Source organism: Bradyrhizobium sp. USDA 4449 (genome assembly GCF_054056275.1).
On sequence record NZ_JBSRYD010000001.1, the window covers coordinates 7,070,370 to 7,096,070 of the forward strand.

Genomic DNA, 25,701 nt, shown 5'->3' on the forward strand with positions numbered 1-25,701 from the left:
GCCCAGGACCTCGAGCGTCGCAGCCGGCGCGGTCATTTCCCTGTGAAGATCGATGATTGGTCGGATGCGCTCGCGCCGGCGAGCCGGATGGCGCCGAGCACGCAGGGCCGGGCACGCCTGAGAACAAGCGGCCGGGCTGACCGCCGCTTGGTCTCAGAATGCGCGTCCAAATCTCGCGGCTGATCATCTACATCCCACTGCCATTCCAGAAATAGCGCGTGCTGTCCCTCAAATTATCGATCACGCGCTGGGGCGAGAGGTAGTCAACCTCGCTGCGCGTCAGACCGATGTCCATCAGCTCCCTGTCACTCAAATCCTGCAAACCGAGGTGCCGGCCCCGGCGCCGCTCCCAAATCGCAAGCCAGGCCCGCTTGAGCAGGCTGAAGACGCTTCGCGTCGGTAGTTGGGCAGCATTCTTTTCGGACAGGGCGTCGTCCAGCGCCGCAGCGGACGCCTCGAGGCGCGCCGCCAACGCCGCGTCGACTGCGCTCTTGGCCGACACGATGGAAAGGTTGAGGCCGCGCCTTGCGGCCGCGCCCTCAAGTCCGGGTGAAATATCCGTTAGTTGTGGTGGCATCGTACGCTCCTGCTGTTGTGCCGGCAGGGAGCGTGGCCAAACAAAAGGCCCCGTCCGATGCCGGCGGGGCCTGGTGGAAAAGATGTCGTCGTCGAGATGCTAGCGCACGACTCCTTCCACGGCCCAGCCGAAGCCGGTCATGTTCCAGAAGTTCATTTTGCGCGAGCATTTAATCATGCGCTGCCAGTAGCACGGCAACCGCGCAAAATCAAGAGATGCATCGGAGCCAAGCACTCCTTTGAGGCGAGTCGCAACAGGTGTTCGCGAGCACCCAAAATGGCGTTGCAGGGACCGGTCAAGGCAAGCCTCTTTTCCGCGGCCGCACGCCGCGGAAAAGAGATCGCCAGCCGACGAGACGGCCGCTCTTGCGCAGGAGCTCAGCTGAGATCATGAAGGATCGCTATTCAGAAATGGCGACACCTGAGCCTCCGAACTCGGCAGGAAAATCCTTCAGTTTCGGGAGGCCGTCCCTGATCGGCAACACCGTCTCGGAATAGTTGACGTGCACGCCCGGCGCGAACTTCAGCGTCGGCAATGTGGCTGCGTACACGTCGACGAGCCCGAGCGGCGGATGGTCGCACATGAGATGTCCGCCGCAGCGCTTGCAGTATTGCCGATGGCTCAGCTCCGATTGTGCGTAGGTGGCGACGTGTTCGGCGCCTTTGGTCACTCGCACGTTCTGCGGCTTCCACAATGTGAATGCGTTCACCGGGGCGGCCGACCAGGAGCGGCACGACGAGCAATGGCAATATCCCATTGCCTCCGGTGCTCCCTCCGCTTCGATTTCAACCGCGCCACAAAAGCACTTGCCGCTGAAAATCGTCATGATGTCGATCTCCTTGATCCGATCGGTTGGACGTCCGAAGCTTCGGCCCTGTTTCGCGAACCTTGTCTGGATTTCAGCGAGGCCCGCTTCATAGACCCCGAGCAACGCATCACTGGCGGCCTTCTCCTGCCCTCGCTCGGGAGTATAGCCGTTCCAGGTCACGGTGGAAGAGCCATTGGCTTTCGCGGTCACCTTGATCGTTGCGGTGTGGTTCGAGACGGGAAGAGGGCTCGTCAGAAACTTGTAGGAGTAGCTGTACTCGGCTTCAGTCCGAGCAACTTGCGTCTCGACGAAAGCGGCCATCCCGTCCTTCGTGACGAGAATGCGCGTCGATGGCGCCTTGCCGTCCTCGATGCACTGACCCACCGCGGGCAGCCAATCCTTGATCGCGCAGAACGGCCCGATCAGCGACCAACCGTCCCGGGCCGGCGCTTTGCCATTCGCTCGCGACTAGCCGCGCACCAGCGAGACCAGCCAACTACGGCCGAACAGCACGAGGATGGCGAGGGCATAGACGATCGTGCCCCCGATGGCGAGCAGCACCAGCGTCACCTCATCGTGGAAGCGCATCGCGCCGAGCGACGCCCCGCTGACGCGCGCGATCAGCCAAAAGGCGGCGGCGAGCACGATCCCGGTCAGCAGGAATTTGCCGAGCGACATCAGCCAGGCGCGATCGAGCACGAGAAAGCCGCGCCGCACGGCGAAGAACAGCACCAGCAGCAGATTGGTCCAGACGCCGACGGCGGTTGCCAGCGCGAGGCCGATCTGGGCGAGCGAGCCCATCAAGGCAACTTTCAGAGCGACGTTGACGGCGATGCCGGTCAGCGACGCGCGAACCGGCGTCGCGGTATCCTTGCGGGCATAGAAGGTCGCGACCGCGCTGCGGATCAGCACGAAGGGGATCAGGCCGATGGCGTAGGCCGCGAGCGTGCCCCCGGCGGCAACCGCATCGGCCTTGGAGAACGCGCCGCGGGCGAACAGCGCGCGCATGATCTCGTCGGGCACGGTGAGGAAGGCGGCCACGAAGGGGATCGAGAACAGCAGCGTGAAATCGAAGGCGCGGCGCTGCGCCTTCATCGCGCCGTCATGGTCGTTGGCGGTGATCCGTTTCGACATCTCCGGGAGCAGCACCGTGCCGATGGCGATGCCGATCACGCCGATCGGCAATTGATTGAGACGGTCGGCATAATATAGCGCCGACAGTGCGCCCGCGGGCAGGAAGGTCGCGATGATGGTGTCGGCGAACAATGCGACCTGCGTGCCCATCGAGCCCAGCGTCGCCGGCCCGAGCGCCCCAAAGAAAGCGCGGACATCCTCGTCGAGCTTGAGCGGCGCAAAGCGCGGCAGGCCGCCATGACGCGCGAGATCGCCGGCGAGCAGGAAATACTGCAGGAAGCCCGAGATCAGCACGCCCCAGGCCGCGGCGTGGCCCGCGGTCGGAAACCAGGCGGCAAGCGCCAGCGTCATCATCATCGCGGCGTTGAGGAAGATCGACGCGGCAGCCGCGCTGGCAAAGCGCTGCATCACGTTGAGCATGCCGCCGTAGAGCGTCACCAGCGTGATCAGCAGCAGATAGGGAAAGGTGATCCGGGTCAGCTCGATCGCGAGCTTGCGCTGCTCGGCATCCTCACTAAAGCCCGGCGCCAAAATGCTCATGGCCTGCGGCATGAACAACCACGCGACGATCAGCAGCACCACTTGGGAGGCCAGCAGCAGCGTGAAGATGCGATCGGCGAACAGCCGTGCCGCCCCCTCCCCGCGCTCGCCATGGACGTGGGCATAGGCCGGCACCCAGGCGGCGTTGAAGGCACCCTCGGCAAAGATCGCGCGGAAATGATTGGGCAGCCGCAGCGCCACGAAAAAGGCATCGGCCACCGGACCCGCGCCGAGGATGGCCGCGAGCATGATGTCGCGGGCAAATCCCGTCAGCCGCGAGAGCAGCGTGTAACCACCAACGGTGAAGATGCGTCCGAGCATGCGTCTGTTTTAGAGCATGGCGCGATTAGGTCTAGGTGCCACCACGGCGGAGGTTTGCTCCCTCCCCCGCTTGCGGGGGAGGGTTGGGGAGAGGGTGTCTCGGCGACGAAGATTCCCCCAGAGGAGAGAACCCTCACCCGGATCGCTTGCGGGATCCGACCTCTCCGCAAGCGGGAGAGGCGAACCAAACTCACCCCGCGAGCGCGCCGCGGACGGCGGCGATGACCCGCTCCTGATCGGCTTCGGTCAAATAAGCGTGCATCGGCAGGCTGATGACGTCCTGCGACAGGGTCTCGCAAATAGGCAGGCCACCCTCGGCGATTGGATATTGCTTGTAGGCGGACTGCTGATGCATCGACTTGCCGTAATAGACCGCGGTCGGCACGCCCTGGGCCTTCAGCGCCGCGGCGAAGCCGTCGCGGTCGGTGCCTTTGGGCAAGCGGATCGTGTACTGCGCCCAGACCGAGGTATTGCCGGGGCTGAGGCGCGGCACCGTGACCACGTTGGACAGACCGCGTGCGTAACGCTCCGCGACCTTGTTGCGGGCGGCGATCTCGTCGTCGAAAATCTTCAGCTTCTCGATCAGGATCGCGGCCTGCATGGTGTCGAGCCGGCCGGTCAGGCCGAGGCGGACATTGTCGTATTTGTCGACGCCCTGCCCGTGCACGCGGATGCTGCGCAGCGTCGCTGCGAGCTCGTCGTCATCGGTCAGAATCGCACCGCCGTCGCCGAAGCAACCGAGCGGCTTTGCGGGAAAGAAGCTGGTCGTGGTGGCGAGCCCGAAGGTGCCGAGCTTGCGACCCTTGTAGCTGGCGCCGAAACCTTGCGCGGCGTCATCGATGATGAACAGGCCTTCGTCCGCAGCGATCTCGGCGATGGCATCGTGGTCGGCGGGCTGGCCGAACAGATCGACCGGAATCACCGCGACCGGCTTCAATCCGGCCTTGCGCGCGGCCGCAATGCCGCGCCTGAGCGATTCCGGGCTCATGTTGAAGGTCGTCTCGTCGACGTCGACATACACAGGCGTCGCGCCGGTGCGTGCCGCCGGCGATGCAGTCGCAATGAAGGTGAAGGAGGGACACAGCACGGCATCGCCTGGCCCGACATTTTTCGCCATCAGCACCATCAGAAGCGCATCGGTGCCGTTGGAGCAGCTGACGACATGCTTGGCGCCGCAATAGGCCGCAAGCTGCTTTTCAAGCTCGAAAACCTCGGGGCCATTGACGAACTGGCAATGGTCCATCACGCGCTTGACGGCTGCATCGAGCGAGGCGCCGAGCCGGACGCGCTGCGAGGCGACGTCGATGAAGGGAATGGGTTCGGAACGAAGATGCTGGTTCATGGCGCCTTCTTCAATGATCGACATGGAAAGGGTTTTAGCCGGCGACGCGGCGCGGCGCCTTGCTGGCGGGCGATGTGGCCGCGGGCCGTGAGGGCGCCTCGAGGCATTGCGTCGCGATCTCGAGGCTGGCGACGCCCTCGTCGCCGGTGACCGCCGGAGTCTCGCCGTTACGCACGGCCTTGAGGAAGGCGATCAGCTCGGCCCGCAGCGGCTCGTCATGGCCGACCGGCAGGTGCCGCATCGAATAGCTGCCGTCGGGCTTGAAGCCGAAGCATTCGGTGACCTGGCGCGTCAGGAGATCGCCCATCACGTATTTGCCGCGGGTCGCGACCGTGACGCTGCGCGCCTTGAACGGCGTCAGCCAGTTGGTGTTGATGTGCGCGAGCACACCGCTGGCGGTGCGGAATTGCAGCAGCGCGATGTCCTCGCGTTCGGCGACCGCGCTCGACAGCTGCGGCTGCACGTCGACGATGTCGGATTCGGTGAACCAGCGGATCAGGTCGATGTCGTGCACGGCCAGATCAATGACGACGCCGACATTGGACATGCGCGGGGGGAACGGACCGACGCGCGTGATCGCGATCGAGAGAATGTCCTCGCCCGCGATCGCCTGCTTCACGGCGGCGACCGCCGGATTGAAGCGCTCGACATGGCCGACCATGAGCGTGACGCCGGCCTTTTGCGCGGCGGCGACGATGTCGCGGCCCTCTTCCACCGTCGAGGCGATCGGCTTCTCGACCAGCACGTGGATATTTTTGGCGATACAGGCGAGCGCGACCTCGTGGTGCAGATGGGTCGGCGCCGCGATGGTGACGGCTTCGACGCCCTCGGCAAGGAGCTGGTCGAGCGTCTCAAAGCTGTTGCATCCGGCAAGCTCGGTCGCGCGCGCGCGATGAGCCGGCGAAGGATCGACCACGCCGACCAGGCTGACGCCGGGCAGGCCGCTCAGCACGCGCGCGTGGTTGCTGCCCATCACGCCGGCGCCGATCACACCGACGCGCAAGCCGGCCCTTGCCGGCTGTGATCCCATGGAACTCATCTGATCGAACCCCGATTCAACGCAAATCCCCGGGCGCTTCTAGCACGGGTGCCACAGATGTGGCGAATGTCGGCCTGACTGACCGGACACGATTTGATTCAAAAAATTACACGTTCTCCGGGCCTTAGCCGCCAGAAGCGGGTTTTTGGAGCCCGGATCGCGTGATTCGGAGTTTGCTGGTTACGACCTTTGATAGTCGTCTTCAATCCGGATGATGTCGTCTTCCCCGAGATAGGATCCGGTCTGGACCTCGATCAGTTCCAGCATGATCTTGCCGGGGTTCTCCATCCGGTGCACCGCGCCCATCGGGATGTAGATGGATTCGTTCTCGTGCACGGTCTTCACGATCTCGTTCACGGTGACACGCGCAGCACCTCGGACCACGATCCAGTGCTCGGCACGGTGGTGGTGCTTCTGCAACGACAATCGCCCGCCGGGTTTCACCACGATGCGCTTGACCTGGTGGCGCTCGCCATTGTCGACCGACTGGTAGCTGCCCCAGGGGCGATGCACCTTCAGATGCTCCTCGGTGACCTTGGGCGCGACCGCCTTCAGCTTGGTCACGAGACGCTTCAGGCCGTCGGCATCCTGCTGGCGCGAGACCAGAACCGCATCCGCGGTCGCGACCACGACGAGATCGTCGACGCCTTCGAGCGCGACCAGCGCGTGATCGGTCGTGACGTTGCAGTTGCGCGAATTCTCGAACACGGCGGCGCCGTGCGCCGCATTGCCTTGCGCGTCCTTGTCGGACAATTCCCACACCGCGCGCCAGGAGCCGACGTCGGACCAACCGCAGGACACCGGCACGACAGCCGCGCGCGAAGTCTTTTCCATCACGGCGTAGTCGATCGAGATCGCCTTGGCCGCGCCGAACGCCTCAGGCTCCAGCGTGACGAAGCCGAGATCGCGCCCCGCGCTGGTCACCGCATTGGACACCGCCTCCACGCTCGCCGCGTCCACCCTGCGATATTCGTCGAGCAGCAAGGCGGCCGGAAACATGAAGTTGCCGCTGTTCCAGAGATAGCCCGAATTGACGTAATCCGCGGCCTTCACCGCATCCGGCTTCTCGACGAAGCGCGCCACGGCGTGAACCTCGCCTGATATCACCTCGCCCGGGCTGATATAGCCGTATTCCGTCGCCGGCCGCTCCGGCTTGACGCCGAAGGTGACGATGCGTTCCTTGCTCGCGGCCGCGAGGCCTTCGCGGCAGGCCGCGACGAAGGCGGCGTTGTCCCGGACCACGTGGTCTGCGGCGAGCGCGAGCACGATCGCTTCACTCCTGCGGGCTTGCGCAAACGCCGCGCCAGCGCCGATCGCAGGACCGGAGTCGCGGCGCATCGGCTCGAGGATCACGTCGGCCTCGATACCGATCTCGGCGAGTTGCTCCAACACCATGAAGCGGTAGGCGGCGTTGGTGATGACGACAGGGCGGTCGAACAGCGCGGCGTCGGAGACGCGCAAGAGCGTGTCCTGGAAGGTCGAGCGCGACCCGAACAGCGGCAGGAACTGCTTCGGGCGCACCTCACGCGAAGCCGGCCACAACCGCGTGCCGGCGCCGCCGCACATGATCAGGGGGATAATGCGTTTGTCCATCTTCGTTTCAAACCTTGTAGTGGTCGCGGTACCAGGTGACAAAATTGTGGACCCCGCGCTCGATCGGCGTTGACGGTGCAAAGCCGGTGTCGCGCATCAAATCCTCGACATCCGCGAACGTTTCCACCACATCTCCAGCCTGCATCGGCAGCAATTCTTTGATCGCCGTCCGACCCAGCTCCCGCTCCAGAAGCTCGACGACATGCATCAGCTCTTCGGGGCGGTGATTTCCGACATTGTAGACTTTAGACGGCGCATTTGCGGCAGCCGGATCGTCCACAGGAACGAGATCGATCAGTTTGGATACGACACGGGTGACGTCGTCGATATAGGTGAAGTCGCGGCGCATCCTGCCATGGTTGAAAAGCCGGATCGGCTTGCCAGCCATGATGGCGTTTACGAACAGAAACATGGCCATATCAGGCCGTCCCCAGGGACCGTAGATGGTAAAAAACCGCAAGCCCGTCACCGGCAGCCGGTACAGATGGCTGTAGGACTGCGCCATCACCTCGTTCGCCTTCTTGCTCGCGGCGTAGAAGCTGACGGGATGATCGGTCCGGTCCCGCTCGGAAAATGGCAGTTTCGTGTTGGCGCCATAAACGGACGATGACGAGGCGTAGACGAGATGACGACAGCCGTTGTTGCGGCAGCCTTCGAGCACGTTGAGAAAGCCCTGCAGATTGGATTCGAGGTAACTCTGCGGATGCTCGATCGAATAGCGCACGCCGGCCTGGGCGGCGAGATGCACGACCTCCGCAAAGCGATGCCGTGCAAACAGCGCCGCCATCGTCTCGCGGTCGGCGAGATCAGCCTGCACGAAGGAGAAGCGGGACTCGTTCCCGAGCAGCCCCAGACGCGCCCGTTTCAACGCTGGATCGTAATAGCCGTTCAGATTGTCGAGGCCGACCACCGCCCGCCCCTCCGCCAGCAGCTGGCGGGCAACATGAAAGCCGATGAAACCGGCCGCCCCCGTGACCAAAATCGCCTGATCCGTCATCCTGTTCCCAAGCGATCACCAAGCCCAACCCGCCCCGGCCAGTTTAGCCGGTATCGAGGGGGCGCAATAGCCCTCAGACGTTCACAACCGCTTCCATGGGCGCCCTTTCATCAGCGCCCTTTTCATCAGCGCCCATCTTCATCAGCGCTATTGCAAGATCGGCGCCAAAACCATACCAAAGCGGCCGAATTCGGCGCCCGGCGTCGGGTGAACTTCAACCTACGCCAACCCAGTTCAATGCGGGCGAGATGCGCAGAATCCTGCTGTCGACGGCTAAAATCCTGATCTCTGCGGCGCTGCTCTATCTGGCGCTGCGCAAGGTCGACCTGACCGAGCTGGTCTCGCGTTTCACGGCCACCAGCCTGTTCTGGATCGGCGTGGCGATCGCGGTGGCGTTCCTGCAGATCTTCGTCGGCGTGTTGCGGTGGCGCGAGGTCAGCGCCGCATGCGGAGCGCCGCTCGAGCTCGGCCGCGCCATGCGCTATAACGTGATCGGTTCCTTCTTCAACCAGACCCTGCCGTCCGCGATCGGTGGCGACGCGGTCCGGCTGTGGCTGGTCGCGCGTGCCGGCGCCGGGTGGCGCGCGGCGACCTATTCGATCTTCGTCGATCGCGCGATCGGCCTCGTCGCGCTCGCCGTCCTGATCGTCGCAAGCCTGCCCTGGAGCTATCAGCTCATCACCGATTCCAGCGGCCGCTCGGCGCTGCTGCTCGTCGACTTCGCTGCACTCGCGGGCGGCATCGGCTTCTTGATCTTCGGCGCGCTGAAGTGGCGGTGGCTGAAGACGTGGTGGGCCACTCACCACCTCCACGCCTGCGCCGTGATCGCCAACCGCGTGATCTTCAATCCCGGGCGTGGACCGATGCTCGCAATCCTGTCGCTGCTGGTTCACGTGCTCGCGGTCGTCATCGCCTGGTGCGTGGTGAAGTCGATCGATGCGCCCGTCAGCTTCGCGCAGGTCTTCCTGCTGGTGCCGCCCGTGATGCTGATCACGCTGATGCCGATCTCGATCGCCGGCTGGGGCGTGCGCGAGGCGAGCATGGGCCTGGCCTTCGGCTTCGCCGGGTTGGCCGCAAACGAAGGCGTCAACGTCTCCCTGCTATTCGGCGCGGTTTTCTTCATCGTCGGGGCCGTCGGCGGCCTGGTCTGGATCCTCAGCGCGGAGAAGGCCGCACAGGGCTCGGCGCAGCTCGGGGTCCCGGAGTGAACGCGCTTCCAATCGCGCCGTCGCTGCTTGCCGTCGCGATCGCCGCGCTGATCTCGGCGCTCATCACCTGGATCAGCCGCCCCCTGCTGCAGCGCTACGCATTGGCGCGGCCGAATGCGCGCTCCTCGCATCGTATCCCCACCCCGCAAGGCGCGGGCATCGCGGTGATCGCGGCGACGCTCGTCGTCGCTTCCGGATGGGCGGTATGGGCGAACGTTGCCATCCCGCCGGCGCTGGTGATTGCAACTATCATCATCGCGCTGGTCGGGTTCGCCGACGACATAGTCTCGCTGCCGGTGCTGGTGCGGCTCGTGCTGCAGGCCGCTTGCGTCGGCGCTGTCGTGTTCAGCGCGCCTGACGCAGCGCGCATCGTGCCTGCCCTGCCGCTGGCGCTGGAGCGCGGCCTGATCGTGCTCGCCGGTGTCTGGTTCGTGAACCTCGTCAACTTCATGGACGGGCTGGACCTGATGACGGTCGCCGAAATGGTGCCAATCAGCGCCGCACTGTTGCTGCTCGGACTGCTCGGGGACTTGTCCTGGCCGGCCGTACTGCTCGCAGCGGCACTCTGCGGCGCAATGCTCGGCTTTGCGCCGTTCAACAAACCGGTCGCAAAAGTCTTTCTCGGCGATGTCGGCAGCCTGCCGATCGGCCTTCTGCTCGGCTGGTGCCTGCTTGAGCTTGCCTGGCAGGGACAACCGGCCGCGGCGCTGCTGCTGCCGGCCTACTACCTCGCGGATTCCACCATCACGCTGTTCCGCCGGATCGCACGGCGCGAACAATTCTGGTCGGCGCACCGCTCGCACTTCTACCAGCGCGCGACCGACAACGGCTTCAGCGTCCCGCGCGTGATCGGCGAGGCGTTCGTGCTCAATCTCTTGCTGGCGGCGCTGGCCATCCTCAGCGTTCACGCCGGCTCGACGACGGTCACGCTGCTCGCCCTGCTCGCCGGCGCGATCGCCGTCGCTGTCGTGCTGCGGCGGTTCTCCCGCCCTCAGGCGTCCTGAGCCGCCAGCGCCAGCTGCAAGCCCTCGTCGAGCGACACCGCTGGCTGCCATCCCGTTGCGATCGCCTTGGAGACGTCGAGCTCGAGCGAGCCGATCAGACTGTCATGCGTTTCCTGCCGACCGAGCATGACGAGCAGGGAGCTCAGCAGCTTCGGCGACATCCCGAACAAACGGGGACTCTTGCCGGACGCCCTCGCCAGACGCTCGACAAATTCCGGCGTCGAGACCTGCTCCCGGTCGGCCACCAGGAATATCTCGAAATTGCTCGCGTGGTCGCCTTGCGCGAGCCGGCGCTGGATGAAGGACGAGAGGTTCTGCACGGCCAGGAAGGCACGATGGTTGTGGATCGCGGCAAAGGGCAGCGGCAGTCCCAAATTCACCGCGCGGGACAGCAACGCGAAATTGCCCTTGGCACCCGCGCCGTAGACCAGCGGCGGCCTGATCACCGAGATCTTCATGTTGCTGTCGCGCGCCAGCGTCCTCAAGCCCGCCTCGGCCGCGGCCTTGGACATGCCATAGAGGCCGCGCGGCGTCAGGATGTCGTCCTCGCTGAACGGGGCCCGGCCCTCGTTGCTCCGGCCATGGACGAGAACGGTGCTGATGAAGATGAAGTGGCGCACGCCCGCCATCGCGGCGGAGCGTGCCAGGTGCAGCGTGCCGGCGATGTTGACATTGCGGTAGAGCTGGACCGCGTGCTCCTCGTACTTGTGATGCACGCGGGCGGCGAGGTGAACGACGGCATCGACGCCGTCCAGCGCGGCCGTCCAATCGGTATTGGGGCCGATCGATTTGATCACGACCTCGTTGTCCATGCCCCCCGGCCTGCGGACCGCGCGGCGGACCGACCAACCTTCGCCCGCGAGCGTCGGCGCAACGTGGCGGCCGACGAAGCCGCTCGCCCCCGTTACCAACACGACCGGTTTTCGCGCGCTCATGGTTGCTCCGAAAGAACAGGGTTGCGCAACAGCTCGTTGATCACGCCCGCATAGGCATTCATCGCAACGCTGCGATCGAACCTCGCGGCCGCCTTCACCGCCCGCGCGGCCATGGCGTCGTCATCGGAACGGGACGCCGCCCGGATCGCTTCTGCGAGCTGATCGGCCCGGCCCGGTGTCACCACCCAGCCGAGCCCGCTCTCGACCACCGTCAGGGCGGCCTCGGCCTCAGGCTCCGAAACCAGCACGACCGGGCGGCCGACCGCCAGCAGATTATAGAAACGGCTGGGCACCGACACCCCCGCCACGTCCTTCCGGTAGGGAATAATCCAGAGGTCGGCCGCAGCCAGGAATGCCTCGAGCTCCGCATCCTCGACCCGCGCCACGAAGGCGACGTTGGGCAGGTTGGCTTCGGCCTGCAATTGCTTCAGCCGCTCGAAGCCGATGCCCCAGCCGGAGAGCAGGAAGCCGATATCCGGTTCATCCCTCAGCAGGCGCGCCGCCTCGAACACGATGTCGGGATCATGGGTGAAGCCGAGATTGCCTGATAGCCCGACGATGAAGCGCGCCGTAAGCCGCTCGCGGAACGGATTGTCCGATGTCACCGGCCGCGCCGCGGGCACGAGCGTCGCCCAGTTCGGGATGAAGCGGATCTTGCTCCGCGTCATGCCGGAATAGCCGAGCAGCGGCGCTTCCGCATCGCGGCCGATGGTGATGACGGCATTGAGCGCGCGGAACATCAGGCCGTTGGCGGCGCGCATCGCGCCCGTCACGATCGAGTGCGGCTTCAACAGGCCGGCCATCACCAGCACGTCGGGAAAGAGGTCGTGCAGGATCAGCGCCGAGCGCGCGCCTTTGAGCCACGCAGCCGCCGCGACCACATAAGGCAGCATGAACGGCGCGGTGACCGTGAGGACGACGTCGCCACGCCGCAACTGCCGCAACAGCGCGATGAAGATGCGCAGCACGAACAGCAGCTCGGACAGGCCGCGCCGGACCAGCGCCGCCTTCCCCGCCATCCGGTTCTTGACGGTGATGACGCGCGGCTTGCCCGGGCCGGTCTGTGAGCCCGGCAGCGCGCCGGGCGAGCCCGAGAGCACGACCACATCGTGCTCGATGACAAGGCGGCAGGCGATCTCGGCCATGATGGCCGCGGTCGTGCTCGGATCCGGCGGATAGTGCTGACTCGCGACGACGATCTTGCCAGCGATCTTGTCTTGCGGCTGCATCGTCAGGCCGCGGTCGACCCGAATTCGGGGACCGCATCCTTCAGGATGGTCTTGATCGTCGCCCGATCGTCGCGTGCGATCGCCTGGTCGAGCGCCGCGATCCACTTGCGCAGGGTCTGCATCGGCGGCTCGTTCGGCTGTGCGGCCATGATGCCGGCGACACCGATCTCGCGGGTCGGCTCTTCGGAGGCGAACAGGATCTCGTGCAGGCGCTCGCCCGGCCGCATGCCGGTGAACACGATCTCGATGTCGTAGCCGGGCTGCAGGCCGGAGAGACGTATCATGCGTTCGGCGAGATCGACGATCTTCACCGGCTGCCCCATGTTGAGGACGTAGACCGACACGTCCGCGCGCGCTGTGCCGAGCGCATGCGTTGCCGCGGTGATGACGAGATCGCAGGCCTCGCGGATGGTCATGAAGTAGCGGACCATGTCGGGATGGGTCACCGTCACCGGGCCGCCGGCCTCGATCTGGGCCTTGAACTTCGGCACCACCGAGCCGTTCGAGGCCAGCACATTGCCGAACCGGACCGAGATCAGGCGCATCGGCGGCTTGGCGCCGCCGCCCGTCGCAAGATCATGGTCGAGCGCCTGGCAGTACATTTCGGCAAAACGCTTGGTGAGGCCGAGCATCGACACCGGCTCGATCGCCTTGTCGGTCGAGATCATCACCATGGCTTCGGCGCCGGCGGCAAGCGCCGCGTCGGCCACGTTGATCGAGCCGAAGATGTTGGTCTTGACACCCTCGCTCCAGTCCCGCTCGAGGATCGGCACGTGCTTCAGCGCGGCCGCGTGGAACACGATATCAGGCTTGAACTCGGCCATCAGGCGCATGACGCGCTCGCGATCGCGAATGTCGGCGATCCGCCCTTCGATCGTGGCCCCCGCGTCCTGCGCAGCGAGTGCCTCGGTGACCGCGTAGAGCGCCGGCTCCGAATTCTCCAGGATCAGCAGGCGCGCGGCGCCGAAGGCGACCACGCGCTCGCAGATCTCCGAGCCGATCGATCCGCCGCCACCGGTGACGATCACGGCCTTGCCCCGGATCAAGCCCTCGAGGCGCGCATAGTCGATCTTTTCGCTGGGCCGCAGCAGCAGATCCTCGACCGCGACCGCGGTCAGCCGCGGCGCGTCGCCGCTCTCCAGCGAGGGCATGCGGTTGACGATCACACCCAGTTTGCGCGCGCGCATCAGGATCGATTCCGGATGGGCCTCCGGCTCGAACGCCGACGGCGTCATCACCACGCGCGCGATCGGCTTGCTGCGCTTGGCGAAGTCGGCGACGATGTCCTCGATGTCGTCAATGTCGCCCAGCACCGGCACGTTGCGGATGAACTGGCCGCGATCGGAACCCGACGGCGACAGCACGCCGACCGGCCAGATTCGCTTGATGGCGCCACTCTCGATGCCGCGCAGAAGCACCTCGGCATCGGCCGCGCGGCCGATCAGCAGCGTCGGCGCGGCATCCTGGGTGCGGGCATGGCGCCGCACCCGCGTGTAGCGGAAATAGCGGTAGGCCATACGCAACGCGCTGAGAGAGGTGATCTCCAGGAACCAGTAGAGGACGATCGTCACCTTGCCGAGGAAAAAGGCGCCGCGAACGTTGGGAGCGACGAAGACGTAGTCGAGCACCAGCAGCGCAACCGTCAGCACGCTCGCGACGCGGATGATGTTCAGCGCGTCGGGCAGCGATATGAACCGCCATTTCGTCGTGGTCAGGTTGAAGATGAAGAACACGACCACGCTGAAGGCGAGGAAATAGGGCAGGATCTGAAACAGCAGCGGCAAACGGTCGTAGAAACCCTCGCCGCCCTCGAAACGCAGGTAGAAAGCCGCAAACAGCGCCGCCGTGGTCGCCAGCAGGTCGTGGAGTGCAATCAGAAAATTGCGCAATGTGAGATGCGAAAGACGCGTCATCCGACGACCGATGAATATCCCGATGGGTGCAACCTGACCGCGCTGATAGCCCATCTCGGCAAGACTTTCTAGCAACAAGAGTTGCCAGTCGGAGGTTGCCGGCCGCGCGACCGTTCAGGAACCGGCTTGCCCCACCTTCGCCGCCTTTCCTTGTGCCCGGATCACCATGCCGCCGGCGACCCCGACGCCGATGACGTACATCCAGCCCTCGTGGAAATCGAACAGATGGGAGTTGAACAGCGAGGTGAAGATGTTCTGCACCACGACCAGCAGCCCGATCCAATAGGCCAGTCCGTCGCCGCGGAACAACAACAAATGCAGGATCCAGATCGCGTAGAGAACGACGATGCCGATGACGCCCCATTGCACGGCGACGTTCAGCGTCTGGTTATGCGGATTCCCGATCACCTCGGCGGACGCCAGGTATTGGCCGCTCGGGGTTGCGACCTGCTCGAACAGGCCGCGCGTCGAACCGGTCCCGTGCCCCTTGATCGGGGCCTCCGCGAAGAAGCCGAGGGATTTTCGCCAGAATTCGAGCCTCAGGCCAATCGAGGTCGGCTCGCCCTTCTCCTTGTAGCGGGTGTAGTCGCTGACAAAGGTGTCAGCGGTCCTGCGCAATTGCGGCGAGGCCTGCCAGGCGACCGCCGCCCCGGCGACCAGGGCGATCGAGATCAGCGCGATGCTGCGCCACCTCAAATGAAGCAGCGCGAACACGCCGAACATGATCGGAATGGTGACCAGCGCGGTGCGCGATACCACCACGAAGGCCATGTTGACGAAGAAGCTCAGGGCCAGTGCGGTCAGCAATCCGGCAAGCCAGTGGCGCTTCTGGCGCAGCAGCAGCACGATCGGATAAGCGAGCGCGACCGCGCAAAGCGTGAATTCCTGGCTCTGGTCGATGTAGTTCTTGACGAAGATGCCGCGCTCGAGTTGGTCGTGCCGGAGCGTCAAATCGGGATAGAAGGCGACCAGCCACGACATCACCGACAGCAGGGCACAGGAGACCAGGAAGGCGATGAAGATCCAGCGCCCGCGCGGCGAACGCTCGAAATGATAGAGCAGCACCGGCAGCACCAGCAGCTTGACCGTCGGATTGAGCGCATAGAGACGCGCCCCCCACGCCGCGTCCGACCACAGCGTTCCCACCAGCGCCAGCAGAACCAGCGCGATCGGCGCCGCGCAGATCGGGCGTGTCAGCGATCGCAGGAATGCCGTCCAGTCGAGAAACGGCACCAGGCAGACCAGGAACAGCACGTTGAAGATCGCCGTGAGCGACGTCGACCACGGCAGCGAGACCACCGTCAGAATCGCGAACAGGTCGGCCGTCTCGCTCCACGCTGCCGGACTGCGGAGACGCCGCCACAGCATCGGGGCGGTCGTTTTTTCCGTCAGCGCGATCACTTGGCGCCTCCCCGCGCACGATGCACCAGCGCGGTGGTGCTGAAACCCTGGAGGATGTCGACCAGCACGACGGTTCCGCCGGCGGCCTCGACGACCTCGTGGCCGACCACCTGCTCGCGGGTGTAGTCGCCGCCCTTCACCAGCACGCTTGGTGCGATCCGCCTGATCAGGTCGATCGGCGTGTCCTGTTCGAAGATGACCACGAGATCGACCGCTTCGAGCGCCGCCAGCACCTCTGCACGCGCGCGCTCGTCTTGCACCGGACGCTCCTCGCCCTTGAGCCGCCGCACCGAGGCGTCGCTGTTCAGCCCCACGATCAGGCGGTCGCAGGCGGCGCGCGCCGCGGTCAGCACCTTGACGTGGCCGGGATGCAGGATGTCGAAGCAGCCGTTGGTGAAGCCGACGCGCAGCCCCTGCCCCTTCCATTCGGCGAGCCGGGCGTCCAGCGTGTCGGGCGCGCTCACCACCTTCTCCTCGGCTGCGAGCGTGGCATGCGGCAGGATCTTTCGCCGCAGTTCGTCGGCGCTCACGCTGGCGGTGCCCTGCTTGCCGACCGCGACCGCAGCGGCCGCGCTCGCCACGCGCAGCGCCGTGTCCCAGTCCGCCTCCGCCGCGAGCGAAACCGCGAGCGCGGCGGCCACGGTGTCCCCGGCGCCGGACACGTCGCGCACCTTCACCGGGAAAGCCGGCACGTGAACGGCCTCGTTGCTGCGCGGGACCAACGTCATGCCGTGCTCGCCCTGGGTCACCAGGATCGCCTCGCAATCGGCAAGCCGCATCACGTCCTCGCTGGCATCGACGATGCTCTGCGGCGTGTCGGCGCGGCTGCGGGTGGCCTCCGAGAATTCCTTGCGGTTGGGCGTGAGCAGTGTGGCGCCGCGATAGATCGCCCAGTTCAGGCTCTTGGGATCGACGATCACGCGCTTGCCGAGATTGCGCGCGGCGTCGATGGTGTGGCGGATCACGCGTGCGGTGAGCACGCCCTTGGCATAGTCTGAGAGCAGCACGATATCGGCGCGGGCGATCTGCGGCAGGATCGCTTCGATCAGCCTGGTCTCGACCTCTTCGGAGGCGGCGACCGCCTGCTCCCAATCCGCGCGCAGCATATGCGTGGAAAAATGCTCGGAGACGAAACGGACTTTTCGCGTGGTCGGCCGCGACGGATCGCGCACCAGCGCGCTTTCGATGCCGGCATGGTCTGCCAGCGCGGCGGCGAGCCGCTTGCCGGCCTCATCCTCGCCGACGAGGCCGACGAAGATGCAGCGCGCGCCAAGCGCAGCGACGTTGCGCGCGACATTGCCGGCGCCGCCGATGTGGATCTCGCTGCGCTGGGCCGCGATGACGGGTGTCGGCGCTTCCGGCGAGATCCGCGACACCTCGCCGTAGACGAACTCGTCCAGCATGATGTCGCCGATGCAGAGCACCGTGCGGCGCGCAATATCGTGCGCCAGGGCATCAAAATCGAGGATGGGCGTCGGCATGGTGATGGGCCTCAGCGGAAACGGTCGGGCCGGTCGAGATAATCCCCGACATAGGCCTTCACCGCGTCTTCGAGCGGGGTGAAGCCGCCGTTATAGCCGGCACGGCAGAGCCGATCGACCTTGCTCTCGGTGAAATACTGATAGCTGCCGCGAATCTGCTCGGGCATGTCGATATAGTCGATGTTCGGCCGGGTCCCGAGCGCGGCGTAGGTCGCGAGCATCAGATCCCTGAAGCTGCGCGCCTTGCCGGTGCCGACGTTGAACAGCCCCGACACCGCAGGCGTCGCGAGCAGCCACATGATGACGCGCACGACATCGTCGACATAGATGAAATCGCGGCGCTGATCGCCGTCGGCGATGCCGTCGCGATGCGACTTGAACAGCTGCACGACGCGGCCCGCCTTGACGTCATCGAAGCGGCGCGCCAGCACGCTCATCATCGTGCCCTTGTGGTATTCGTTCGGACCGAACACGTTGAAGAATTTCAGTCCGGCCCATTGCGGCGGCATCGAAGCGCCGTTCGCGACGCGCTCGGCGACCGCGAGATCGAACAGCTGCTTGCTCCAGCCGTAGAGATTCATCGGCCGCAGCCTCTTCAGCGCCGGTAGCGATGCATCATCGTCAAAACCCTCGGCGCCGTCGCCATAGGTCGCCGCCGACGAGGCGTAGATCAGCGGCACCTTGTTCGCCGTACACCAGTCGAGCAGGCGCGTCGAAAAGCGAAAATTGGTCTCTATCACGAGATCGCCGTCGGTCGCGGTGGTCTCGGAAATCGCCCCGAGATGGATCACGGCATCGAGCTTGCGGCCCTTCAACCATCCTGGCAGTTCCGCCGGCGGAACGATATCCACAAGCTGGCGCTTGGCGAGATTGCGCCATTTGCCGTCGCTGCCCAAGAGGTCGCAGACCACGACATCGCTGCGCCCCGCCAGGTTCAGCGCGGCGACGACATTCGATCCGATAAAACCGGCCCCGCCGGTCACCAGCAACATTCCAACATCCCTGCCTGATTTTGACGGCCCGATACCTGCCGTAGCGCATCATCCGCCAAAGTGTAAGCATTTTGGGCAGACGCTTTGGACTCGCTTCTGCCGGCTTTACCTGCCGGCCCGGAGCGGCTAACCGAACCACCACAGCAAGAGCGTTTGCGGCCCCATTAACTGATGAATATTGATTCGCAATTTGGCAGGAACGACGAGCGGAGCGACACCCGCCCGATTCTCATCGTCCCCTATATGTGGATCGGCGATTTCGTCCGGAATCACACCGTGGTCCGGGTGCTGAAAGAGCGCTGGCCGAACCGGCCGGTCGATCTGCTCACCACGACGCTTTGCGCCCCTCTGGTCGACTACATGCCCGGCGTGCGCCAAGGCATCGTTTGGGACCTGCCCCGCAGTCGCCTGGCGGTACGCCGCCAGTTCGGCCTGGCAAAGCTCCTGCGCGAGCGGAACTACGGCACGGCCCTGGTGCTGCCCCGCACCTGGAAGGCAGCCATTGCGCCGACGCTGGCCGGTATTCCCGAAAGGGTCGGCTGGGTCGGCGAGATCAGGTTCGGGCTGATCAACCAATGGCGCTGGGGCGAGAGCAAGCTTCCCCGTTTCATCGACGAGAATGCCGCGCTCGCCCTGCCGGACGGCGCCCCGTTGCCGCCGGAATGGCCGGTGCCGCAATTGCGGGTCTCGCCCGAGGAGATCGCCCGCTGGCGCCAGGCCAACGGCCTCAGCGCGGGCGCCGCCGTCGCGCTCGCCCCCGGCTCCGTCGGGGTCTCCAAACGCTGGACCTACTATCCGGAGGCCGCCCGGTTGCTGATCGAGCGCGGACTGGAGGTCTGGGTGGTCGGCGGCCCCGCGGAAAAAGGCCTCGCGCAGGAAATCGTCGCGGCGGGAGGCCCCGGGGCCGCTGGCGGCCCAGGGGTGCGGGACCTCACCGGCAATGATTTGCGCAACGGCGTGCTGGCCATGGCCGCGGCCGGCGTCGCGATCTCGAACGACTCAGGCCTGATGCACATCGCGGCCGCGCTGGGCACGCCCACCATGGGCATCTTCGGCCCGACCAGCCCCTACCTCTGGGCTCCCCTCAACGGCCTCGCCGCAACCGTGGTGCAGGACAAGAGCGTGCTCTCGTGCCAGCCCTGCCAGAGCACGATCTGCAAAATGAACGACCACAGGTGTATGCGGGACATCGCGGCCGAAGAGGTGGCGGCGATTGCGGAGAGGGTGCTGGCTGAGGTGGCGGGCTGACCAGGACGCGGACTCATCAGGGCGGAGCCACAGCCTGCTGAAGACCTGCAAGGCCGCGATGTCGTCCGCAGTTGTTCCGTTCGCGACCGGCTTCCTTGAACCTATGCGGCCGCCACTGCTTCGATCTCAATCAGCAAGCTCTCCAAATAGAGGTGCGAAACCTCGACCAGGGTGACCGCGGGTGCGACGGCCGGCGTCACCGAGTTGAAGAAGCGATCGCGTGCCCGCCTGTAGTCCGCCAACCTGTCCATGTCGCGGACGAAGACCGTCAGCTTCACCAAATTCGAGGCGGCGCAACCAGCGCTCTCCAGCGCAGCCGAGAGATTGCGGAATGCCTGCTCAGCCTGTGCCTCTATGTCGTCACCTCCAACAATCGCGCCGGTAGCGTCAACACCGGCCTGTCCGGCAATGAAGATCAGACGGCCGCCGCGCACGTCGACCACGTGGGAGTAGCCAGGCGGCCGTTCGAGAGCGGGCGGGTTCAGGTAGCGAACAACGGCGGCGTCGGTTGGCATGAGGCAGCTCCATTCATTGACTGCACAAACTATGTCTCATGATCCCCGGGCACGTCTTTGCGAATTAGGCTATGAGAGGGCCAGATCGCGCAATAAATCGCCCCACAGGATCGAAGAAGTGAGCACCTATGCCAAATCCAGAGCTGGACGAGATCGATCGCCGCATTATTGCCGAACTGCAGGCGGATGCGCGACTGACCAACATTGAGTTGGCTAACCGCGTCGGACTTTCCGCGTCTCCGTGCCTGCGCCGGGTGCGACGATTGGCTGACGAAGGTGTCATCGCCGGATATCGCGCCGTGCTACATCGCAACCGCGTCGGTCTTGGCCTCACGGTCTTCCTCGCCGTGAAGATCGATCGCCACGCCAACGATCGTGCCCTCGACTTCGAGCACGCCGTAACCGCTATGCCCGAGGTGGTCGGATGCCATCTCGTGGCAGGCGAGGCTGACTATGTCTTGGAAGTCGTGGTGCCCGACATGGAGCGCTATCAGCAATTTCTTGTCGGCAAACTTCTGGAGTTGCCAATCGTTCGCGACGCGCGCAGCAACATCGCCATTCAATCCCTCAAAGCTGATGCGCCTCTTCCGCTCGGGCACTTCGGTCCTGACGGCCAGTGAATGTCGGCTGTGATCCCAACCGCAACGAAATGTCCGTCGACCGGAATGGCTCAAAGTGGCCCACAGGCGAAGTCCGGCGATGTCCGGTTTTGCGCCGCTACTGGAGTGTGAGCAGACATCCCCCAGCCGTGCCCCGTTTATGAGTAGGCGACCTCGTTCAGGTCAAAAAAGAACCTTCGTCACCGAAAGGAAAATCCGCGCAGAACGGATCGGCGGCTTTTGCAGGGGTCGTGCCCAACCCAACTTATGTTGGATACACGCATCGGAAGAATTGGCATTCTCTCACCTTCGGGGGAAAAGCCAATGGACGAAGACTTCATCAAGGAACGCGCTCAAGACATTCGCGAGCTTGCGGCGAAGGCGGACCCGTTCACCCGAAAGCGCCTGCTCGATCTTGCCGACACTTACGAGCGCAGGCTTCGCCCGGCGCCGCATGCCGCGCCAAGACTTGCAGCTCGGCATTCGCAGACGCAGATCAAGCACTAGGCATGCCCGAGGGGAAGGAGCGCGAGAGCGCCAGCGGAAGCTCGTCCGCTATTCTTGGAAGATGCCAATCTACACCTGTTTTGCCCGACGGAACAAGCGAAATTCGCAAAATCCGCATTCCGGCCGCACGCGCCCGACAAGCCATTGGTTTTGCTTGCACCGGCTACTGTGCATGGGGTTGTTTTCACGCTTGGGAAAAGCGGCTCAAAGCAACGGCCGATAGACCTCGCCAATCCGGGCGGCTTCGGCATCGAGACTGAACTTCGCCAGCACCCGCGCCCGCCCGCGCTCGCCCATCGCGGTCGCGGCAGCCACGTCACGCATCAGCGGTTCGAGCGCGGCGACCAGCGCATCGGCGTCGCCGGTCGGGATCAGTACGCCGCTTAACCCATCCTCGACCACGAGCTCGGCAGCACCGGCACGCGCGGCGACCAGCGCGCTGCCTGAAGCCATCGCCTCGATCAGCGTCAGGCCGAATCCTTCGTTGCGCGAGGTGAAGGCGTAGATCGTCAGCCGCTGATACCAGCGCTGCACGTCTTCGATCGCAAGCTCGCCGGTGATGACGATGCGCGATTGCAGGCCAGCCGCTTCGATGCGCTTCTTCAGGTCGTTCGCAAAGGGCGTCTGTTCGGCCGTGACCTGGCCGACGATCACGGCCGTGAATTCGGGATGGCGCGGCAAGAGGCGGCACATCGCCTCGACGAACACATCGGTGCCCTTCTGCGCGCGCACGCGGCCGAAACAGCCGATGGCGTAACGGCCGGGCAAGCCGCTTTCCGCGAAGGCGGCTGCGCGATCCGACGGCGGCGCATAGACGTCGGTGTCGACGCCATGCGGGATCACCGTCGCTTCGACTTTGAGGAACGAGGCCGAGACGTCCGATGTCGCGATGATCGCGTCCATGCGGCGGATCAGCCAGCGCGTGATCCAGGTGTGACGCCGCTGCCCTGCCGAGGTGAAGACCAGTTTCAGCGGCCAGCCCAGGGTCCGCAGCAGGACGCCCGCGATCATCTCGTTGTTGCGGCGCGCATGCCAGATCAACGGCATCTTGCGCCCCCATAGTTTCAGGAGATCGGCGACGCTCAATCGCGCAATCCCCTCCGGAGCGTCCGAGCCAAACCAGGCCGAGCGATAGAGTTTCGCCAGCCGCGGCGCCACCATCCGGTTGGTCGCGGTGACCCCGGAATAGCGCCTGTGCAGATTTGGCACGATCACTTGCAGATCGGCCGGGAAATTTGCCACGTCATGCTCCGTTCGGTGAGCCCCTATACGCAACATTAAGCATAGTGACCAGTTCAGCGGCGCCGAAACCCCCTCTTCACCGCGCAAACGTTAACTTGGCACGTTGATCGAGGACGGGTGAGATCATGACTGTGCTAGTCACCGGCGGCGCCGGCTATATCGGAAGTCACACGGTCCTGACGCTGGCGGAAGCCGGCGAGGACGTCGTCGTGATCGACGATCTCTCCACGGGTTTCTCCGCGTATCTGCCCGAAGGCGTGCCGCTGTTCATCGGCGATGCCGGCGACGAGAACCTGCTCGAAGGCGTGATCGCCCAGCACGACATCGAGAGCATCATCCATTTTGCGGGCTCCGTGGTCGTGCCGGATTCGATGCGCGATCCGCTCGGCTACTACCACAACAATTTCACGACCGCGCGCAACCTGCTCAACGTCGCCGTCAAGCGCGGCATCGGCCGCTTCATCTTCTCCTCGACCGCTGCCGTCTATGGCAACCCGGACCAGGTGCCGGTGCCCGAGCACGCGCCCACCCGGCCGCTCTCGCCCTATGGTTCGTCCAAGCTGATGACCGAGATCATGCTGCACGACGTCGCCGCCGCCTACGGCATGCAGTACGTGGCGCTGCGCTATTTCAACGTCGCAGGCGCCGACCCGCAGGCGCGTATAGGCCTCGCCACCGTCGGCGCCACGCATCTGCTCAAGATCGCAGTGGAGGCCGCGACCGGCCAGCGCGCCAAGATCGACGTCTTCGGCACCGACTATCCGACCCCGGATGGCAGCTGCATTCGCGACTTCATCCACGTCACGGACCTGTCACAGGCGCATCGCTCGGCGCTGGCTTATCTGCGCGATGGCGGCGCCTCGACCACGCTGAATTGCGGCTATGGCCGCGGCTATTCCGTGCTCGAAACCATCGATGCCGTCCGCAGGGTGTCCGGTCGCAGCTTCGCCGTGCAATACGCCCCGCGCCGGCCCGGCGACATCATGACCATGGTCGCCGACACCAGCCGCATCCGCGGCCTGCTCGACTGGAAGCCGCAATACGAGGATCTGGAGACCATCGCCGCCCACGCCCTGGCCTGGGAGGACAAGCTGTTCCGCGAGCGCCACGGCGAGCTCCGCCGCGCCGCCTCGGCCTAGAATCCGTCCGGGCGCAAGCCCTTAATTGGGCTTGAAAACCGCAGCTTTAGCGGGCACAGAGGCCCTTCGATCCCTGACGCGCGGGCAGGCTTTTCGCCTTGGCCGTCAATGGACCCCGGATGGCCCAGTTTCCAAAGAAAATCACCGACGATCCCTATGCGGCAGCGATTCTGATTCGCCGCCTGATCCTGGAACAGGGAGTCGTCTACTGGCGGCGCTACCTCGTTGCCTTTGCGCTGATGGCGGCTGCCGCAGGCTCAACCGCCGGCGCGACCTACGTGCTCGGCCAGGTCATCAACCAGGCCTATGTCGACAAGAACATCCCGGGAATCGCGATGTTCTCCGGCATCACGGTGATCCTGCTCTTCATCAAGGGCGTGGCGACCTACGGCCACATGGTGATCATGACCAAGATCAGCAACGCCATCCTCGCCACCAACCAGCGCCAGCTGTTCGCCAAGCTGATGCGCGAGAGCGTCGGCTTCTTTTCCGAGCGGCATTCGTCCGAATTTCTGGCGCGACTGACTGCTGGTGCGAAATCCATCACCGACGTCCTCAATATGCTGGTCAACGCCGTCGGGCGCGACCTCATGATGCTGCTCGCCATGATCGGCGTCATGGTGTGGCAGGATCCGCTGATGTCGCTGATCGGCCTCGTCGCGGTGCCGCCGGCGATGCTGGTGCTGCGCAAGCTGGTCAAGCGCATCAAGGGTCTCGCCCACAATCAGTTCACCGGCACCGCCGACATCCTGGAGACGATGCAGGAGTCTCTCCAGGGTATCCGCACGGTGAAGGCGTTCACGCTCGAAGACACCATGCAGAGCCGCATCGACGAGAACATCGCGATCGTCGAGCGCAACGCCAACAAGATGGCCCGCGTCGCCAACCGCTCCAACCCGCTGATGGAAATGCTCGGCGGCTTCGCCGTTGCCGGCTGCCTGCTCTATGGCGGCTACAGCGTTGTCGCGCTCAACGCCACGCCCGGCGCGTTCTTCTCCTTCATGACCGCCTTCCTGATGGCGACAGAGCCGGCCAAGCGGCTGGCGCGGCTCAACATCGATCTCAACAGCCAGCTGGTCGGCGCGCGTATGCTGCTCGAAGTGGTCGACAGCCCGGCGAGCGAGCATTCCGACGACGACAAGCCCGCACTGAAGCTGTCCGACGCGCGGATCGAGTTCCGCGACGTCAGCTTCGCCTACCGCACCAACGAGACCGTGCTCAACCGCATGAGCTTCGTTGCCGAACCCGGCAAGGTCACGGCGCTGGTCGGCCCCTCCGGCGGCGGCAAGTCGACCGTGCTGGCGCTGCTCTTGCGCTTCTACGAGCTGACGCAAGGCGACATCGTGATCGACGGCCAGTCGATCGGCACGATCTCGCGCAAATCGCTCCGGGCGCAGACCGCCTATGTCGGCCAGGACGTCTATCTGTTCCGCGACACCATCCGCAACAACATCGCGTTCGGCAAGCCGGGCGCGAGCGAGGACGAGATCATCGAGGCGGCGAAGGCCGCTTGCGCGCATGATTTCATCCTGGGCTTCCCGCTCGGCTACGACACGCCGGTCGGTGAGCACGGCACGCAGCTCTCCGGCGGGCAGCGCCAGCGAATTGCGGTCGCCCGCGCGCTGATCAAGAACGCACCGATCATCCTGCTGGACGAAGCCACCGCCGCGCTCGACTCGGAGTCCGAGCGGCAGGTGCAGGAGGCGATCGAGCATCTCTGCCAGAACCGCACCACCCTCGTGATCGCGCACCGCCTGCACACCATCATGCACGCCGACGCGATCGTGGTGGTCGAGGGCGGCGAGATTGTCGAGCAGGGTCGGCATGACGAGTTGCTGCGCCGCGGAGGCCGCTACGCGTCGTTCTTCCGCCTGCAGCATTACGATGCCGGCGCGCTGGCGCCGATCAGCGCAACCGCATAGAATTCCCTCCACCCC

General features: G+C 65.0%; 22 protein-coding genes and 1 pseudogene. 7 read left to right on the top strand and 16 right to left on the bottom strand.

Annotated features, from left to right (window positions below; all coding sequences use genetic code 11):
• Positions 1-187 precede the first annotated feature (187 nt).
• The 8 genes and pseudogenes from ACVIIW_RS33370 to ACVIIW_RS33405 all read right to left on the bottom strand — a co-directional run bounded on the left by ACVIIW_RS33370 (position 188) and on the right by ACVIIW_RS33405 (position 8,351).
• On the bottom strand, positions 188-577 hold the full coding sequence (locus tag ACVIIW_RS33370; protein ID WP_456704585.1) for a DUF1127 domain-containing protein: 390 nt from the start codon (positions 575-577) through the stop codon (positions 188-190).
• Positions 578-977: 400 nt separating this feature from the next.
• Positions 978-1,403 (bottom strand): GFA family protein, encoded by a 426-nt coding sequence (locus tag ACVIIW_RS33375; RefSeq protein ID WP_456705331.1) that lies wholly within the window; start codon positions 1,401-1,403, stop codon positions 978-980.
• Positions 1,404-1,472: 69 nt separating this feature from the next.
• Positions 1,473-1,823 (bottom strand): annotated as a pseudogene (locus tag ACVIIW_RS33380) (SRPBCC family protein); the annotation flags it as partial.
• A gap of 30 nt (positions 1,824-1,853) precedes the next feature.
• On the bottom strand, positions 1,854-3,380 hold the full coding sequence (murJ, locus tag ACVIIW_RS33385; protein WP_456704586.1) for a murein biosynthesis integral membrane protein MurJ: 1,527 nt from the start codon (positions 3,378-3,380) through the stop codon (positions 1,854-1,856).
• A 190-nt stretch (positions 3,381-3,570) separates the two neighbouring features.
• Complete coding sequence (locus ACVIIW_RS33390) at positions 3,571-4,722, bottom strand: DegT/DnrJ/EryC1/StrS family aminotransferase (protein WP_456704587.1); 1,152 nt, start codon at positions 4,720-4,722, stop codon at positions 3,571-3,573.
• A gap of 34 nt (positions 4,723-4,756) precedes the next feature.
• On the bottom strand, positions 4,757-5,761 hold the full coding sequence (locus ACVIIW_RS33395; protein WP_456704588.1) for a Gfo/Idh/MocA family oxidoreductase: 1,005 nt from the start codon (positions 5,759-5,761) through the stop codon (positions 4,757-4,759).
• Between the two features lie 180 nt (positions 5,762-5,941).
• The gene (locus ACVIIW_RS33400; protein ID WP_456704589.1) at positions 5,942-7,354 is read right to left on the bottom strand and encodes a mannose-1-phosphate guanylyltransferase/mannose-6-phosphate isomerase; all 1,413 of its coding nucleotides are present in this window, start codon (positions 7,352-7,354) and stop codon (positions 5,942-5,944) included.
• A gap of 7 nt (positions 7,355-7,361) precedes the next feature.
• Positions 7,362-8,351: an NAD-dependent epimerase gene (locus ACVIIW_RS33405; RefSeq protein WP_456704590.1), complete on the bottom strand. Its 990-nt coding sequence runs from the start codon at positions 8,349-8,351 to the stop codon at positions 7,362-7,364.
• A gap of 248 nt (positions 8,352-8,599) precedes the next feature.
• Between ACVIIW_RS33405 and ACVIIW_RS33410 the strand changes: the two genes are divergently transcribed.
• On the top strand, positions 8,600-9,559 hold the full coding sequence (locus tag ACVIIW_RS33410; RefSeq protein ID WP_456704591.1) for a lysylphosphatidylglycerol synthase transmembrane domain-containing protein: 960 nt from the start codon (positions 8,600-8,602) through the stop codon (positions 9,557-9,559).
• The gene (locus tag ACVIIW_RS33415) at positions 9,556-10,563 is read left to right on the top strand and encodes an MraY family glycosyltransferase (protein ID WP_456704592.1); all 1,008 of its coding nucleotides are present in this window, start codon (positions 9,556-9,558) and stop codon (positions 10,561-10,563) included. Before ACVIIW_RS33410 ends, ACVIIW_RS33415 begins: the two co-directional genes overlap by 4 nt.
• On the opposite strand, the gene ACVIIW_RS33420 is transcribed toward ACVIIW_RS33415, so the two are convergent.
• From ACVIIW_RS33420 to rfaD, 6 genes are all read right to left on the bottom strand, one after another.
• On the bottom strand, positions 10,551-11,498 hold the full coding sequence (locus ACVIIW_RS33420) for an NAD-dependent epimerase/dehydratase family protein (RefSeq protein WP_456704593.1): 948 nt from the start codon (positions 11,496-11,498) through the stop codon (positions 10,551-10,553). The two genes, ACVIIW_RS33415 and ACVIIW_RS33420, sit on opposite strands and share 13 nt — an antisense overlap.
• Positions 11,495-12,727 (bottom strand): glycosyltransferase family 4 protein, encoded by a 1,233-nt coding sequence (locus ACVIIW_RS33425; protein WP_456704594.1) that lies wholly within the window; start codon positions 12,725-12,727, stop codon positions 11,495-11,497. Before ACVIIW_RS33425 ends, ACVIIW_RS33420 begins: the two co-directional genes overlap by 4 nt.
• 2 nt (positions 12,728-12,729) lie before the next feature.
• Positions 12,730-14,640, bottom strand: coding sequence for an SDR family NAD(P)-dependent oxidoreductase (locus tag ACVIIW_RS33430; protein ID WP_456704595.1), 1,911 nt, complete (start codon positions 14,638-14,640; stop codon positions 12,730-12,732).
• A 114-nt stretch (positions 14,641-14,754) separates the two neighbouring features.
• Positions 14,755-16,008, bottom strand: coding sequence for an O-antigen ligase family protein (locus tag ACVIIW_RS33435; RefSeq protein ID WP_456705332.1), 1,254 nt, complete (start codon positions 16,006-16,008; stop codon positions 14,755-14,757).
• A gap of 29 nt (positions 16,009-16,037) precedes the next feature.
• Positions 16,038-17,522: a D-glycero-beta-D-manno-heptose-7-phosphate kinase gene (gene rfaE1, locus ACVIIW_RS33440; protein WP_456704596.1), complete on the bottom strand. Its 1,485-nt coding sequence runs from the start codon at positions 17,520-17,522 to the stop codon at positions 16,038-16,040.
• A gap of 11 nt (positions 17,523-17,533) precedes the next feature.
• Positions 17,534-18,514 carry an ADP-glyceromanno-heptose 6-epimerase gene (rfaD, locus tag ACVIIW_RS33445; protein WP_456704597.1) on the bottom strand — a complete coding sequence of 327 codons (981 nt, stop codon included), beginning with the start codon at positions 18,512-18,514 and terminating at the stop codon, positions 17,534-17,536.
• A 171-nt stretch (positions 18,515-18,685) separates the two neighbouring features.
• Here rfaD and waaF point away from each other — a divergent pair, with 171 nt between their 5' ends.
• Positions 18,686-19,762: a lipopolysaccharide heptosyltransferase II gene (waaF, locus tag ACVIIW_RS33450; RefSeq protein ID WP_456704598.1), complete on the top strand. Its 1,077-nt coding sequence runs from the start codon at positions 18,686-18,688 to the stop codon at positions 19,760-19,762.
• 101 nt (positions 19,763-19,863) lie between these two features.
• On the opposite strand, the gene ACVIIW_RS33455 is transcribed toward waaF, so the two are convergent.
• The gene (locus tag ACVIIW_RS33455) at positions 19,864-20,277 is read right to left on the bottom strand and encodes a RidA family protein (RefSeq protein ID WP_456704599.1); all 414 of its coding nucleotides are present in this window, start codon (positions 20,275-20,277) and stop codon (positions 19,864-19,866) included.
• A 128-nt stretch (positions 20,278-20,405) separates the two neighbouring features.
• On the opposite strand from ACVIIW_RS33455, the gene ACVIIW_RS33460 reads away from it, so the two are divergent.
• Together ACVIIW_RS33460 and ACVIIW_RS33465 are read left to right on the top strand one after the other, a co-directional pair.
• Positions 20,406-20,897 carry an Lrp/AsnC family transcriptional regulator gene (locus tag ACVIIW_RS33460; RefSeq protein WP_456704600.1) on the top strand — a complete coding sequence of 164 codons (492 nt, stop codon included), beginning with the start codon at positions 20,406-20,408 and terminating at the stop codon, positions 20,895-20,897.
• A gap of 303 nt (positions 20,898-21,200) precedes the next feature.
• Entirely contained in the window at positions 21,201-21,383 is a 183-nt protein-coding gene (locus ACVIIW_RS33465; RefSeq protein ID WP_456704601.1) for a hypothetical protein, read from the top strand.
• Positions 21,384-21,587: 204 nt separating this feature from the next.
• Here the strand turns inward: ACVIIW_RS33465 and ACVIIW_RS33470 are convergent, their stop codons facing one another.
• Positions 21,588-22,625: a glycosyltransferase family 4 protein gene (locus ACVIIW_RS33470; RefSeq protein ID WP_456704602.1), complete on the bottom strand. Its 1,038-nt coding sequence runs from the start codon at positions 22,623-22,625 to the stop codon at positions 21,588-21,590.
• Between the two features lie 125 nt (positions 22,626-22,750).
• Here ACVIIW_RS33470 and galE point away from each other — a divergent pair, with 125 nt between their 5' ends.
• A complete protein-coding gene (gene galE, locus ACVIIW_RS33475; RefSeq protein ID WP_456704603.1) occupies positions 22,751-23,764 on the top strand; it encodes a UDP-glucose 4-epimerase GalE in 1,014 nt (337 codons plus the stop codon).
• A 119-nt stretch (positions 23,765-23,883) separates the two neighbouring features.
• The gene (locus ACVIIW_RS33480; protein ID WP_456704604.1) at positions 23,884-25,686 is read left to right on the top strand and encodes an ABC transporter ATP-binding protein; all 1,803 of its coding nucleotides are present in this window, start codon (positions 23,884-23,886) and stop codon (positions 25,684-25,686) included.
• Positions 25,687-25,701 lie beyond the last annotated feature (15 nt).